The 14,114-nt window shown below is 70.4% G+C and carries 13 protein-coding genes and 1 tRNA gene; 9 read left to right on the top strand and 5 right to left on the bottom strand.

Annotated elements, in window-relative coordinates:
* The first annotated feature begins 178 nt into the window (after nt 1–178).
* Nucleotides 179–1,111 (top strand): ATP-grasp domain-containing protein, encoded by a 933-nt coding sequence (locus ACXJJV_RS01005; protein ID WP_456466308.1) that lies wholly within the window; start codon nt 179–181, stop codon nt 1,109–1,111.
* An 11-nt stretch (nt 1,112–1,122) separates the two neighbouring features.
* Nucleotides 1,123–2,133, top strand: coding sequence for a hydantoinase/oxoprolinase family protein (locus ACXJJV_RS01000; protein ID WP_456466307.1), 1,011 nt, complete (start codon nt 1,123–1,125; stop codon nt 2,131–2,133).
* Here the strand turns inward: ACXJJV_RS01000 and ACXJJV_RS00995 are convergent.
* The gene (locus tag ACXJJV_RS00995; RefSeq protein ID WP_456466306.1) at nt 2,115–2,624 is read right to left on the bottom strand and encodes a gamma carbonic anhydrase family protein; all 510 of its coding nucleotides are present in this window, start codon (nt 2,622–2,624) and stop codon (nt 2,115–2,117) included. The two genes, ACXJJV_RS01000 and ACXJJV_RS00995, sit on opposite strands and share 19 nt — an antisense overlap.
* A 28-nt stretch (nt 2,625–2,652) precedes the next feature.
* On the opposite strand from ACXJJV_RS00995, the gene ACXJJV_RS00990 reads away from it, so the two are divergent.
* A complete protein-coding gene (locus ACXJJV_RS00990) occupies nt 2,653–4,764 on the top strand; it encodes a DEAD/DEAH box helicase (protein WP_456466305.1) in 2,112 nt (703 codons plus the stop codon).
* Here ACXJJV_RS00990 and ACXJJV_RS00985 read toward each other — a convergent pair.
* Together ACXJJV_RS00985 and ACXJJV_RS00980 are read right to left on the bottom strand one after the other, a co-directional pair.
* On the bottom strand, nt 4,751–5,479 hold the full coding sequence (locus ACXJJV_RS00985; RefSeq protein WP_456466304.1) for a hypothetical protein: 729 nt from the start codon (nt 5,477–5,479) through the stop codon (nt 4,751–4,753). The genes ACXJJV_RS00990 and ACXJJV_RS00985 overlap by 14 nt on opposite strands.
* Nucleotides 5,476–6,879, bottom strand: a complete 1,404-nt coding sequence (locus ACXJJV_RS00980; protein WP_456466303.1) for an aspartate kinase — start codon at nt 6,877–6,879, stop codon at nt 5,476–5,478. The genes ACXJJV_RS00985 and ACXJJV_RS00980 overlap by 4 nt, the downstream gene beginning before the upstream one ends.
* A gap of 41 nt (nt 6,880–6,920) precedes the next feature.
* Between ACXJJV_RS00980 and ACXJJV_RS00975 the strand changes: the two genes are divergently transcribed.
* Genes ACXJJV_RS00975 through ACXJJV_RS00955 form a run of 5 tightly spaced genes read left to right on the top strand, consistent with a single transcriptional unit; the run spans nt 6,921 to nt 12,957 of the window.
* Nucleotides 6,921–7,619 carry a hypothetical protein gene (locus ACXJJV_RS00975; protein WP_456466302.1) on the top strand — a complete coding sequence of 233 codons (699 nt, stop codon included), beginning with the start codon at nt 6,921–6,923 and terminating at the stop codon, nt 7,617–7,619.
* Nucleotides 7,620–9,005 (top strand): hypothetical protein, encoded by a 1,386-nt coding sequence (locus ACXJJV_RS00970; protein ID WP_456466301.1) that lies wholly within the window; start codon nt 7,620–7,622, stop codon nt 9,003–9,005. It abuts the gene before it with no gap.
* Nucleotides 9,002–10,300 (top strand): phosphomethylpyrimidine synthase, encoded by a 1,299-nt coding sequence (gene thiC, locus ACXJJV_RS00965; protein WP_456466300.1) that lies wholly within the window; start codon nt 9,002–9,004, stop codon nt 10,298–10,300. Before ACXJJV_RS00970 ends, thiC begins: the two co-directional genes overlap by 4 nt.
* A complete protein-coding gene (locus ACXJJV_RS00960; RefSeq protein WP_456466299.1) occupies nt 10,297–11,373 on the top strand; it encodes an RNA ligase family protein in 1,077 nt (358 codons plus the stop codon). Before thiC ends, ACXJJV_RS00960 begins: the two co-directional genes overlap by 4 nt.
* Nucleotides 11,374–11,385: 12 nt before the next feature.
* The gene (locus ACXJJV_RS00955; protein ID WP_456466298.1) at nt 11,386–12,957 is read left to right on the top strand and encodes an asparagine synthetase B family protein; all 1,572 of its coding nucleotides are present in this window, start codon (nt 11,386–11,388) and stop codon (nt 12,955–12,957) included.
* Here the strand turns inward: ACXJJV_RS00955 and hjc are convergent.
* Nucleotides 12,932–13,342 carry a Holliday junction resolvase Hjc gene (hjc, locus tag ACXJJV_RS00950; protein ID WP_456466297.1) on the bottom strand — a complete coding sequence of 137 codons (411 nt, stop codon included), beginning with the start codon at nt 13,340–13,342 and terminating at the stop codon, nt 12,932–12,934. The genes ACXJJV_RS00955 and hjc overlap by 26 nt on opposite strands.
* A gap of 3 nt (nt 13,343–13,345) precedes the next feature.
* On the bottom strand, nt 13,346–13,933 hold the full coding sequence (locus ACXJJV_RS00945; RefSeq protein ID WP_456466296.1) for a nucleoside/nucleotide kinase family protein: 588 nt from the start codon (nt 13,931–13,933) through the stop codon (nt 13,346–13,348).
* Between the two features lie 70 nt (nt 13,934–14,003).
* Between ACXJJV_RS00945 and ACXJJV_RS00940 the strand changes: the two genes are divergently transcribed.
* Nucleotides 14,004–14,082: transfer RNA gene (locus tag ACXJJV_RS00940), tRNA-Met, on the top strand.
* Nucleotides 14,083–14,114 lie beyond the last annotated feature (32 nt).

Here is a 14,114-nt window from a genome sequence, read left to right as displayed (position 1 = left end):
GGTGTAGACCTTGATCGGGACCCCGCCGACCCGGCCCTCCGCCGCCTTCTCCAGCCCGAGCAGCGAGGGGATGGAGCGGTCCTTCAGCCATCGGAGCGTGTCGGCGGGGTCGGCGGTCCGGAACCCCTCGACCTCGTAGACTATTTCCCCCATCCCCCGACGTCCCCCGGGGATACCCATGACGGACCGGGTGATGGTGTACGAGTACGCGGTTGCGCGGGGCGAGCGCGACCTGGTGGGCGAGGGGAAGGCGATGCTCGAGGCGCTGCTGCTCTCGCTCCGCGAGTACGGGGTGGAGACGGTCGCGGTGGCCGAGGCGGGCGTGGGGGTGCGTTGGGCGGACGTGGTGGTGCGTCGGGAGTCGAGGGCGCTGGAGCTCGCGGACGCGGCGGTGGTGATCGCGCCGGAGACGGACGGGGTGCTGGCGGAGAAGGTGAGGGAGTTCGGTCGTCGGGTGCGGGTGTTGGGTCCCTCCCCGGAGGCCGTGGAGGTGGCCGGAGACAAGCTTCGAACGCTGGAGGCGTTGGAGGGTGCCTCGACGTTCCGGGTCCCGAGGCGTGGGGGCGACGTGACGGTGGGGAAGCCGGTGGACGGGGTGGGTTCCGAGGGGGTGCGGGTCGGCTCCGGGGAGCTGGAGGTGGAGTTCGTGCCCGGGTCGCACCACAGCCTGCTGTGCGTGACGGACGGGGAGTCGGTGGAGGTGGTGGGGATTAACGATCAGTTCGTGGCCCTGGCCGGTGGGGAGTTCGTGTACCTGGGTGGCCGCACCCCGAGTCGGTCCGGGAGGGTGCGTCGGGTGGCCCGGGACGTGGCGGAGGAGGTGGTGGAACGGATAAGCGGGCTGTCGGGCGTGTTCGGGGTGGACGTGGTGATGCGTGGGGACGTGCCCTACGTGATCGAGGTGAACCCGCGGCCGACGACCCCGGTGGTGGGGGCGGCCCTGGAGGGGCCGGAGCGGCTGGCGGAGGCGCTGCTGGAGGGCCCGTCGCCGGGCGTGTGGTCCTACTCGGGAGAGTACGTGTTCGTTCGGTCGGGGGCGGAGGCGCTGGTCCCGGAGGGGTTCCGTCGAGTGGAGCGGTTCGGCGACATCGAGGTGTATCGTCGGGGGTAGGCACCCTGCGCGTGCTCGGACTGGACGTGGGTGGGGCTCACACCGACGCGGCGCTGGTCCGAGTGCGGGATGGAGAGCTGGAGGTGGAGGAGACCAAGCGTGAGTACCTCCCGATGTGGAAGCGGTGGGGGAGGAGGCGTCTCCACAGGTTCGTGAAGCGGGTGGTGTCCAGGTGCCGTCCGGACCTGATCGGACTCACGATGTCGGGGGAGCTGGCGGACGTCTTTGAGACGCGCCGGGAGGGCGTGGAGTACATCGTTGACCTGGTGACGTCCAGCGCGCGGGTCCCGGTGCGGGTGGTCACGTCGTCCGGTGACGCGATCGAGCCGGAGGAGTGCCTGGACGCTTGGCGGGAGGTGGCGTCGGCCAACTGGCGGGCCACGGCCGAGCTGCTGTCTGAGCTGCATCAGGGGTCCTACCTGTTCTCGGACCTGGGTTCGACCACGCTCGACCTGATCCCGATCGTGGACGGGGAAGTGCGGGCTAAGGGCCGCACGGACCTGGAGCGGCTGCGGGCCGGGGAGCTGGTCTACCTGGGAGCGCTGCGAACGCCGATCGGGTTCCTGCTGAGGGAGGTGGAGATCGACGGTTCGGTCGTGCCGGTCTCCTACGAGTACTTCTCGATCATCGCGGACGCGCTGGTTCTGCTGGAGCTGATATCGGAGGACGAGTACACGCCGGAGACGCCCGACGGTCGAGGGAAGTCGCCGGAGGACTGCGCCCGCCGGCTGGCGAGGGTCGTCTGCTCGGACCTGGAGGAGCTGGGCTGGGACGGGGTGATGCAGGTGGCCCGCTCGGCCTACCGGGTGCTGATGGGTCGGCTGCTCAAGCACCTCAAGTTCAAGCTGAGGGAGTACGACCTGGACCGCGTCGTGGGGGCGGGCGCCGGGGAGTTCCTGCTGCGGTCCGCCTGCAACCGGCTGGGGGTGGAGTTCGAGTCCTTCGATGACGTGTTCGGGGCCGGGTCTGAGGTGGCCCCGGCCGTGGGGGCCGCCTACCTGGCCTATCGCCGCCGGGACTGAGTCCAGGCGGGGAGCTCCCTCCGCGCCAGCTTCAGGTACCGTCGGGCGTTGTCTCGGATCTCCTCGAGTCGGTCGTCGTCCACCTCCCCGATCTTCCGCGCCGGGACCCCGGCCCACACCTCGCGCGGGCCCACCTCGGTGCCCTCGGTGACGACGGCGCCGGCCCCGACGATGGACCCGCGCCGGACGACCGCGCCGTTCATTACGGTGGCGTTCATCCCGATGAGGCAGTCGTCCTCGACCCGGGCCCCGTGCACGACGGCTCCGTGACCGACGCTCACCCGGCGCCCGATCTCCACCGGGTGGCCCCGGGAGACGTGGATCACGGCGTTGTCCTGCACGTTGGATTCCTCCCCGATCGTGACGGGCTCGAGGTCGCCCCGGATGACCGCTCCCGGCCAGACGCTGACATCCCGTTCCAGGGTGACCCGGCCGAGGAGCGTGGCGGTCGGGTGCACGTAGGCGCGTCCCTGAAGCCTGACCTCGTCCAACCGGAGACCCCCCAAGGGTGCGTGCGCCTTGGAGCTGCCGGAGCACGTGCGGCGGTACCTGGAGTGGCGCGGGATAAAGGAGCTCTTCCCGCCGCAGCGGGAGGCGGTGGAGCGTGGGCTGTTCGAGGGTAAGAACTTGGTGGTCGCGGCGCCTACAGCCAGCGGAAAGACGCTCATCGCGGAGATGCGAGTGCTGCACGAGCTGGCCTCGCACGACGGGCGGCGGCGCGTGATTTACGTCGTCCCCTACCGGGCGTTGGCCCGGGAGAAGCGCCGGGACTTTGAGAGGGTCGCCCGGTTCTGCCGGGAGGAGCTGGGGGTGGACGTGAGCGTCGAGCTCCGGACCGGGGACGTGCGGGAGCCGATCCGGGAGCTGGAGCCGGGCGTGCTGATCACGACGGCCGAGAAGCTGGACGCGAGCCTGCGGTCGAGGCCGGGGCTGGTGGACGCCGTCGACCTGCTGGTGATGGACGAGGTGCACTTGGTCGGGGAGCCGGATCGGGGGCCCACGTACGAGGGCCTCATCGCCCTGGTGCGCACGTTCTCGGGCGCGTCCGTGCTGGCGCTCTCGGCCACTGTGGGTAACGCGCGCGAGCTCGGGCGGTGGCTGGGAGCCGAGGTGGTGGAGAGCGACTGGCGGCCGGTGGAGCTGAGGTACCGGGTGGAGGAGGTGACGCCGTCGGACGCGGATAACCGCGTGGACGAGGTGGTGGAGCGGTGCCTGAGGGAGGGAGGTCAGGCGCTCGTGTTCCTGTACTCTCGGCGGCGATCGATGACCGAGGCGCAGCGGCTGGCGTCCGTGGTTCGAGGGCACCTGTCCCGGCGGGAGGTGGAGGAGCTGCGGGAGCTGGCGGAGCAGGTGCGGGATGAGGGTGAGGGAGATGAGACGAGGGTGCTGGCGGAGACCGTGAGGAGCGGGGTGGCGTTCCACCACGCCGGGCTGGCCCCGGGGCAGCGGGAGCTCGTGGAGGATGCGTTCCGGGAGGGGCTGCTCAAGGTGGTGACGTGCACGCCGACGTTGGCGGCCGGGGTCAATCTACCCGCCCGGTACGTGCTGATCCGGGACTTCGGGGTCCGAGTCGGTGGTCAGCTGAAGCCCTCGAAGAACGAGTTCAAGCAGATGGCGGGTCGGGCGGGCCGTCCGGGGTACGACGAGGTCGGCTACGTGTACGTGTTCGTGAGCCCGAGGCTGCGGGAGCTGGCGGAGGAGTACGTGCGGTCCGAGGCGGAGCCGGTGCGGAGCCGGATCTGGTCGACGGGGCCGCAGCTCCGGCGCTTCATCCTGGGGCTCGTGGCGGCGGGGTTCTGCGAGGACCTCTCCGACGTGTTGGAGGTCTCGCTCAACACGTTCGTGGAGTCCGTGGAGTGGGAGCGTTCGGCGCCGGAGGAACTGGTGGTGGAGTCGGTGAGACTGCTGAGGGAGTGGGACTTCGTCCGGGAGCTCGGGGGGCGGCTGCGGGTGACGGAGGTGGGTCGGGCGGTGGCGGAGACGTACCTGAACCCGGACTCGGCCCGGTTCCTGCTGGAGGTGATGAGGGAGATGGGGACGGAGGAGTCCGTCGTGCTGCCGGCGATCACGCTGTCTCAGGACTTCACCCCGGCCCCGATCTCCTGGAAGGGGCGGGAGCAGGGCACGCTTGACGCGTTCCTGGGCGGGTCCTCGGAGGAGCTATCCGGTGAGGAGGTGGCGGAGCTGGCGGTGGAGTGGTTCGGGTACGACGACTGGGAGCTGGAGCGGAGGTTGGCGTGGGCGGAGGTGCTGCGGGACTGGGTCTCCGGGGTCTCGGAGCGGGTGATACTCCGGCGGTACGAGCTCTACCCGGGGGATCTCTATCGGGCCCGGGAGGACGCGGCGTGGATCGCGTGGGGGATGTCCAGGCTGGCGTCGGCGGCGGGGATTCGGTGGAGGTGCCCGATGCTCAGCCGTCGGATCGAGCTGGGGGTGCCGGAGGAGGTTCTGGAGCTGACGGAGGTGGACGGGGTGGGTAGGACCCTGGCGATGCGGCTCTACGAGGCGGGGTTCCGGTCCGTGGAGGATCTGGCGGAGGCGAGCCTCTCACGGCTCACCCGGGTGCGCGGGGTGGGGGAGCGGAGGGCGCGTCGGATCCGGGAGAGCGCGCGTCGGCTCATAGGAACCTGAACTCGTGGCCCCACTTCCTGCTAATCCTGCGCTCCCAGCGGGCCACCTCCACGGAGGTGATCGGGAACACGCTCTCGCCCTGCCGAGGCATCTCCAGTAGTTCCTGGGCCAGGTACCGGGAGATGGTTCGGACGCGGCCCCGGACGGTGATGCGGCGCTTAAGGGGGTCCACGTGGCTCCAGCGCAGGTCGAGCACGTCGATGTAGTCGGACAGCGTCTCGAAGCAGGTGATCACGAAGGGCTTGACGTATCGGTCCGGTTCGTCCTCGCTCAGGCGGTCCAGCAGCAGGAACAGCTCGATCAGCCTCAGGTCCAGCTCCACGGTGGTACGGCTGGTGCCGTTGATCTCGAACGGCAGGTCCGCGTTCCTCAGGATCTGCGCGAGGCTCTCGCTGCGGGACAGGAGCTCCGCCTCGACCTCGATCTCGGGGATGGCGTCCGAGACCGGCGCGTCGGGCGGTAGGCGTTCGGTGAGGTAACGGACGAGCTCCTGGAGCAGCTCCCTGCCGATGCGGTCCCGGGTGCGCACGTGGGTGATCGATTCGACCGTCCAGAGGGGCTCGGGGCTGAGATCTTCGACGCGGTCGTCCGAGAATCGGTTGGATAGCGCCTTCAGCCCCAGCAGGGCGGCGTAGGTCAGCGTGGAGGTGGGCTTGAGCACGAGGCGCTTCCGGGTCAGGTAGCGCACGTACCCGTTGACCAGGGGCGCGATCATGACCCTTCACCGAGGCCGAACTCGGAGTGGATCGCGTTGACAGCCTTGGCCTCGTCCTCCTCGGACACGACGAACGAGATGTTCACCTCGGAGGCCCCCTGAGAGATGGTGCGCACGTTCACCCCCTCCCGGGCCACGGCGCTGAACACGCGGGAGGCGACGCCGGGCGTGCCGCGCATGCCCTCCCCGACGACGGCCACGACGGAGACGTCCTCGTACGCCTTCACGCGGTCGACCAGGCGCTCCCCGACGAACTCGCGCTCGATGATGCGGGCGGCCTCCCTCACGTCCTCCTCGGACACGATGATGGAGATGTTGGACTCCGAGGCGGACTGGGAGATCATGATCACGTTGATCCCGGCCTCCCCGAGCTTCGTGAAGATGCGGCCGGCGACGCCGGGCCGCCCGATCATGGTCGTGCCGCGCACGTCGACCATGCCCACGTCGGAGGAGGAGGCCACCGCCTTAACGACCTCGTCCGTGGGCTGCGTCTCCGCGGTGATCAGCGTGCCCTCCGCGTCCGGGTTGAACGTGTTCTTGACGCGGATGGGGATCCCCTCGGCCCGGGCGGGGATCACGGTCTTGGGGTGCAGGACCTCCGCGCCGAAGCTGGCGAGCTCGAGGGCCTCGTCGTAGGACAGCCGGGGCACCGTGCGGGCGTCGGGCACCAGGCGCGGGTTTGCCGTCATGACCCCGTCCACGTCCGTCCAGATCTGGATCTCGTCGGCCTCCACCGCCGCGCCGAGGATGGCGGCCGAGTAGTCGGAGCCGCCCCGTCCCAGGGTCGTGATCTCCCCGTCCACGGTCTCACCGATGAAGCCAGTGACGACGGGGATTTTGCCGGAGCGGAGCATCGGGACCAGGGTGCGCTGCGCCTTCCGGCGGCAGGCGGGCAGGATGGGTTCCGCCTCGCCGAACCGCTCGTCCGTGATCACGCCCGCCTCGCCGGCCTCCAGGTGCTCGGCCTCCAACCCCCGGTCGCGGAGGGCGCCGGCCAGGATCGGGGCGGCGAGCCGCTCGCCGAAGGAGAGGACGAGGTCCGCGGAGCGCCGGGTGACCTCGCCGACGTAGCTGAGTCCCAAAAGGACTTTTTCCAGCTCGTCCAGCAGGGAGTCGACGTGACCGAGGACCTCGCGTCGGATTAGGTTCGAGGAGATGACCTCGTTGACCGTTTCCACGTGCCGACGCCGGATCCGACCCACGAAGTTCTTCACGTCTTCCTCCGTCCACCGGGGCACCAGGCGGGCGGCACGCTCGAGCTCGTCGGTGACCCCGGACATGGCGGAGGTGACGACGAGGACCTCGTGCTCGCGGTGCGCCTCCTCCACGATCTCGGCGACCCTCCTTATCGCCTCCGCCGAGCCGACCGAGGTGCCGCCGAACTTCATGACGATCCTCAAGCTGCTCCTCCCTCACCGCCCCGGGGTCGGGGGTACTCCCGTTGGGTGAAGAGGAGGGCAAGGTATGGGTTCCGGACGAGGAGGCTAGGAAGCTGGGCGCCGAGGTGAGCATGAAGGCGCTGGAGGCGCTCGCCGACGCGGGGCAGCCCGTTTACGACCTAAAAAGGCACCGGGGCCTGGAGCTGAGGGCGGTGGCCCGGGAGGTCGTGAGGGAGCTGGGGACCCTGGCCGGGCTCGAGTTCTCGCTGAAGGGCGTGGACCGTGTCCTCGACAAGATGATCAGCAAGGTGCCGCTGATCCGCACCGTCCTCTCCGAGGAGGAGCTGCCCGTAGAGGGGGAGGAGCGGTTCGTCTGCTTCCTGGCCGTCCACCCGGGGAACTACCGGAAGCTCAGCGAGCGGGCCGGGGTCATCGCGGCCACCGCCCGGGAGGAGCTGGACCTGGACCACACCCCGTTCGTCCTGGTCCGGAACGACCTGTGCCTGCGGAAGGACGAGTTCGGAGTGCTGGTCCTGCACGCGTCGGAGGTGGTGCAGGAGCGCCCGGGGTTCGACGTGGAGGTGCTCGTGAACGAGGACCTGAAGCCGACGATGATCAAGCTGGCCCGGTTCATCGCGAGCACGGTGGCCACGCGCACGGCGCACCTGAAGTTCCCGTACGTGATCGTGAAGGAGAGCCTGCTGGTGGACGAGGGGGAGTTCCGCGTACGGGTGAAGTTCGAGGAGGGAGGGGCCGGGTGATTGAGGCTCCCGCGGCTGGGACTCCTCCTCGTGAGGCTGTCCGCCGGGCTGAGGATCCGCGGTCGCGTGATCGCCTGCGGGACCCGGTACGACCCGCTCACGGAGGAGGAGGCGGAGATCGTGGACATCCTGAACGAGAACGCGCTCCTGCTGGCCTACTTCGAGAAGTATCCGATCCCCGCCCCTCAGATCATCTCCAACGAGCTGGGAGACCTGGCGCGGAGGCTGCGGGAGGAGGGGTTCGGGCTGTCCCGCGTGGAGCGGTTCAAGTACGATGACCCCGAGGTGGCCCTGGTCTCCAAGATGGTCCTGGACGAGACCCGGTACGTGTACTGCCGGGTCCCCGGCGGACGTCGGGAGCCGCTCGAGTCGCTGGCCCGGGAGTTCGGGTGTACCGTGGTGAGCTGGGAGGTGGACGGGGCCGTCGTCGAAGCCCCCTCCAAGTACCACGCCCTGAGGCTGGCCGTTTCCGTCCCGCTGGAGCTCGGCGGCAGCGCCGCGATCGGGCTCACCCAGGCGGCCGCGGTCGAACGGTACGCGAAGGCCGAGCGGCGGGCTGACGGTCCCTTCGCGGCGTTCTCCAAGGCCGGGGGGGAGTGGATCCTCCACGCGGGCGGGGAGATCGAGCTGCCGGAGCCGCAGGGAACGGAGACCGGGCCGGACCGCACCCTGTACCTGGACGTCGTGGAGTCCACGCGGCTGGTGGAGGAGATGGGGAGGCCGTACCTGGAGAGAGTGATGCGGGAGCTGATTGACCTCATCGCCGAGGAGGGGGGCGTCGTGCTGGACCACAAAGCGGGAGGCGACGACGTACTCGCCCAGTTCCCCACGAAGGGAAGGGCGCTGAGGGCCGCGATCCGGGCGATTGAGCGGGCGAGTCATCACGGGGTGAGGGTTAAAATAGGGGTTGGCGACTCCGGTGGGCGGGCGGCGGAGAACGCGGTCGAGGCGATGAATCGGATCGGGTACCGGGCCTCGTTCGTCGCCTTCCGGTTCGGCCCCTACCTGGCCGCGTACGTTGAGCCGCCTCGGTTCTCGATGATATTCTTCCGTCGGGTACCGTCGGAGCTGGGGAGAATGATCGGGGCCGTGATCGTCACCGCCTCGCTCGCGGCCCTGCATCCGTACCTGGGAATCCCCACCGTGCTCTACTTCCCGACCGCCGCGGCCCGCCGCAACCGGGACGAGCTGACGGCCGCCGCCCTTTGGGGCATCCTCTGGCTCATGGCCACCGTGATCGCCTTACTGGTGGGCGTGCACGTGCGGTACGCCTACCTGCCGGAGCCCCTGGTCAGGTTAACCGACGTGATAGCGGCCCAGGCCGTCTCCGCCGGGAAGTCCGCCCTCGGCTCCCTCATAAGGTGGCTAGGGGTAGGGATCCCGTGACCCTGATGGAGGAGTGCCGGCGCGGGGTGCCGGAGACCGTACGGCGCGTCGCCGAGGAGGAGGGAATCCGCCCGGAGAAGCTCGCCCGCCGGGTCGCGGAGGGCCGGGTGGTCGTGCCGGCCCACGCGGACCGTCGAGAGGAGGTTCGACCCGTCGGGATCGGTGAGGGACTGCGGGTCAAGGTGAACGCGAACGTGGGGACCTCACCGGAGGTCTGCGACCCGGACCTGGAGGTGGAGAAGGCGAGGGCCGCCGTCGAGCACGGTGCCGACACCGTCATGGACCTGAGCACGGGCGGCGACCTTGGGAAGATCCGGCGCCGCATCATGGAGGCCGTGGACGTGCCGGTGGGCACGGTGCCGGTGTACGAGGCGGCCGTGGAGGCCACGTCCCGGGGCCGGGCCGTGGTGGACATGGACGAGGACGACATGCTCCGGGCGGTCGAGCGGCACATGCGCGACGGGGTCGACTTCATGACGATCCACTGCGCGGTCACGTGGGACGCGCTGAACGACCTGCTCCGCCGAGGCCGGCTCCTGGGCGTGGTCTCCCGGGGCGGCGCGATCGTCGCCGCCTGGATGATCCATCACGAGGAGGAGAACCCGCTGTACGAGCACTTCGACTACATCCTGGAGCTGGCGCGCGAGCACGACGTGACCCTGTCCCTGGGGGACGCCATGCGCCCGGGCTCGGTCCTCGACGCGAACGATCCCGCCCAGCACCGGGAGCTCCTCGTGCAGGGCGAGCTGGTCGACCGGTGCCGGGAGCACGGAGTGCAGGCGATGGTCGAGGGACCTGGCCACGTGCCCCTGGACCAGATCCCGGCGGTGGTCAGGCTGCAGAAGCGGGTGTGCGACGGCGCCCCCTTCTACGTGCTCGGTCCCGTGCCCACGGACGTGGCCCCGGGCTACGATCACATCGCGGCCGCCATCGGCGGGGCGATCGCGGCCTACCACGGGGCGGACTTCCTGTGCTACGTGACGCCGGCCGAGCACCTGGCCCTGCCCGACGTGCGGGACGTGATCGAGGGCGTGATCGCCGCCCGGATCGCGGCGCACGCGGCCGACACGGCGCGGGGCCGGGAGTACGCGGTTAAGGAGAACGAGGAGATGGGCAGGGCCCGCTGGGAGCTGGACTGGGAGCGGCAGTTCGAGCTGGCGCTGGACCCGGAGCGGGCGCGGCGGTACCGGGAGGAGCGGCCCCCGCAGGCGCGCGAGCAGTGCTCCATGTGCGGAGAGTACTGCGCGATCAAGATCGTCAGGGAGGCGCTCGAGCGGCAGCGGGAGCGATCATGATCCTCGAGCTCGAGGAGCCGGAGAAGGTCCCGGAGCACCTCCGGATCACCGCCACCCGGACCATGGTCGCGGCCCGTCCCGAGGAGCCCGAGCCCACGCTGCGCCTCTTCCGGGCGTTCAACGAGGAGCGGGACGTGGTGCTGGAGGAGAAGCTGGACGGAACCAACGTCCGGGTCTACCTCGAGGGCGACCGCGTCGTCGCGCACACGCGAGGTTGGGTGGACGTGAACGCGTACCTGCGGAGGCTGGACCTCGAGCCCCCCTGGGAGGACCTGCGCGGCGAGTTCGAGGCGCTCACCATCCTGGAGGGGGAGCTCCTGCCCTACGACCTCTTCTCCCAGCGGTCCCCGCGCCTGCACGAGCTGGCCGGCCGGCTGGAGACCGAGGTCCTCTTCGAGGGAGAGCCCTCCGACGTGACGGCCCGGCTGGTCTACTACGAGGGTAAGCGGTACGAGTGCCGGCCCGAGCCCCTGTTCAGCCGGGCCTGCGAGCTGGATCCCGACCACGAGCTCGTGCAGCGCTTCCTGCGGGAGAACCAGCGCAAGCCGGACCCGGAGGCGGCGGTCCGGGAGGGGAAGCTGCGGGTGCGGGTCTGCTTCTACGAGGTGGACATGCTCGAAGGCGAGCGGTGGATCGACCGGCCCCGGACCGAGCAGCTGCGCGTCTGCGAGCGCCTCTCCACCGAGTCGCTCGAGTGGGAGGTGGTGCGCGACCCCGAGCCCAGGGACCTCGAGCGCTGGCTCGACCGGCTGGAGCGCCGGTGGCGCGAGGGGCTCTGCGTCAAGTCGATGGAGGAGTCCCCGGACCGGCTGCACGCCGTCAAGCTCCGATGCCCGTGGTTCGTGTACCGGGAGTTCGACGGGAGGCCCCCCGGCCGGGGCTCGCACAAGGTGGCCGGACGGTTGACGGCGCAGCTGGTGCAGACGAGGGTGTTGCACCGGAACCTCCGGGAGCTGGAGGGGGAGCGGAACGTGCTCGGTAGGAGGTGGAGGCGGCTGTCGGAGCGGGTGCGGCGCGCGTTGGACCTGCAGGAGCGGTTGCTGAGCCTCGGCGTTGACAGCCCCCGGATCTAGGGGTGGTGACCCGTGTGCGGGATCGTGTGCCTCGTGAACGGTCGCGGGGAGGACGTTGAGCGGGCCCTGAGGATCCTCCGGCACCGGGGACCGGACGGGCGCGGGTTCGCCGCGGTCCGGGACGGTGAGGTGGAGTTCCTCGAGGAGGCCCCGGAGGAGGGCGACGTGCTGCTGGGGCACGTGAGGCTGTGGGTGAGGGGCGAGGAGGGCGCGGTCCAGCCCATCACCGGCGAGGATCGGGCGGTGGCCGTGAACGGTGAGGTCTACAACTACCGGAGGTTCGCGGAGGACGCGCCCTCGGACTCGTGGGCGGTGTTCGAGCTGGTCCGGTCCGAGCGGGAGGCGGCCGCGGCCCTCCGGCTGCTGCGGGGAGAGTACGCGTTCGTGGCCGCGCTCGGGGACGGCACGGTGCTCGCCGCCAGGGACCCGATCGGCGTGCGGCCGCTCTACTTCTCGGTCCGAGGGGAGGGGCTCGCGCTAGCCTCGGAGCGTAAGGCGCTGTGGGCTCTGGGGTGGCGGGACGTCAGGCGCCTGCCCCCGGGCTCGCTGTTGACGTACCGGGAGGGGAGCCTCCGGGTTCGGAACGTGGTGGACGTGCCCCGGCCCAGGCCCGGGTCGCACGATCACGGGGATCTCCGGCGCGCGCTGGAGCGGTCGGTGCGGGAGCGGGTGCGGGAGACGGAGAGGGTGGGGATCGTGCTGTCCGGGGGCGTGGACAGCTCGACGGTCGCCCGGCTCGCGGCGGAGCACGTGGATGTCCGGTGCTACGCGGCGGGGTTCGAGGGTTCCGACGACGTGGAGTGCGCGGAGCGGGTGTGCGAGAAGATGGGGTGGGAGTTCCGCCGCATCGATCTGGAGGAGTCGTTCGAGGAGCTGATCGTCCGGACGGTCCTGGCGATCGAGTCGTACAACCCGATGAAGGTGGAGGTGGGGATCCCAATCCTGGCCTGCGCGGGGGCGATGTCCGGGGACGGGATCCGGGTGATGCTCTCCGGTCAGGGGGCGGACGAGCTGCTGGGCGGGTACCATCGGCATCTCCGCCACTACGGGCGGTGGGAGCGGTTCGCGCGGGAGCTGTGGCGGGACGTGGCCTCCATTCACGCGGTGAACCTGGAGCGGGACGATCAGGCGGGGATGCACCACTCCGTGGAGCTGCGGGTCCCGTTCCTGGATCTCGACGTGGTGCGGGTGGGGCTGGGTATCCACCCGCGGGAGAACGTGAGCGGGCCCGAGGACCGGCTGCGGAAGCGGGCGCTGCGCCGGGTGGCTCGGGACCTGGGGCTCCCGGACTTCGTGGTGGAGCGGCGGAAGCGCGCGACCCAGTACGGGTCGTTGACCTCGAAGATGCTGGACCGGTTCGTGCGGGGGCTGGGGATCAAGCGGGCCGTGGCGAAGCGGTTGGGGTATCGGAGTCACAAGGAGTTGTTTCTGCGCGTGGTGGGCCGGCACCTGGGGTTCCCGTGGGAGGCGCCCGGGGTGCGGGAGATCGAGCGTGAGTGCTCCCGGCTGGGCGTGTCGTGCGAGCTGGAGGACTTCCTGGAGGAGCGCGTGCGGCCGCTCAGCATTCCTCGAGCGAGCGGGTGAAGAGCCGGCGCGGGTCGAGCCCGACCCGTAGAGCCGTCTCGTAGTCCACCGCGTAGGAGCGCTCGCGCCGCTCCAGGTCCTCCGGGCGCAGCAGGATCGCGTTCAGCGCGAACCCGGTCCGGCGGTGGGCCGGGTTCCACGCGAGCAGGGGTTCGGCCCGGAACCGCTCGGCGAACGCGACCAGCCCCTCCACCTCCTCCCGCCGCACGTACAGCCGGTCCTCGCGCCGGACCTTGCACTCGATCGCCAGGTGGCCCCGCGCGGGCGCGTACGCCACCACGTCCACCGGACCGCCGGAGCCGGCCACGCGGACGGCCTCGCCGCCGTGCCGGCGCACGTACTCGACGAGCCGCCGCTCGAAGTCGGCCCCCTTGCGGTAGGACACGGGTCACCCCTCCACCAGGTCGTCCGGTACCAGGGGATCGTCCAGCGCGTCGCTCACGCGCCGGAGCACCTGTCTGACGATGAGCTCGGCGATCTCCTCCTTTTCCATCCCCTCGGCGTCCAGCCAGCGGATTTTAACGTTGAACTCGCGCTCGGCGCGCCGGGAGGCCCGGCGGTACTCGCGCCGGACCCGCCGGAGGAACTCGGGGTCGAACGCCTCGTCCCGGACGAGGGGCTCCCGGTCGATCACGTAGATCACGTCCGGCTTGGGGACGGGGCGCTGGAGCTCCAGGAGCCAGGAGAGGTCGGCGCCGAGGGCGGACTGGTAGGCGAGGGTGCTGAGGAAGGTGCGGTCGGAGAGGACGACGTCCGCCTCGTCGAAGTCGACGCGCTTCAGCGTGAGCAGGCGGTCCAGGGTGAAGGCTAGGGCCTGGGCGTGCGGGTCGTCCCACTTGAGGGCCTTCCGACCGATCCTCGTGCCGGGCTCCCGCACGACGGTCACCTCGAGGCCGTGGAGCTCGAGGAGCTCGGAGGCCAGGTTCACGACGGAGGACTTGCCGACGCCGTCCACTCCCTCGACGCCGACGTACACCGATCATCCCCGGGGGACCGGGCCGCGAAAACTTAATGTATTGGATGGGGGCGGGGCTCCCCTGGAGGGCAGCGGGGCGGGGTAGCCAGGTCCATCCCGCCGGGCTCATAACCCGGAGGTCCCGGGTTCAAATCCCGGCCCCGCTACCAGGCCGGAATCGTTACGGGATCCATAACAATAC

The sequence above is a fragment of the Methanopyrus sp. genome, assembly GCF_053997775.1.
The sequence above is the reverse complement of the archived record's forward strand: the minus strand, read 5'-3'. Positions and strand labels throughout refer to the sequence as shown.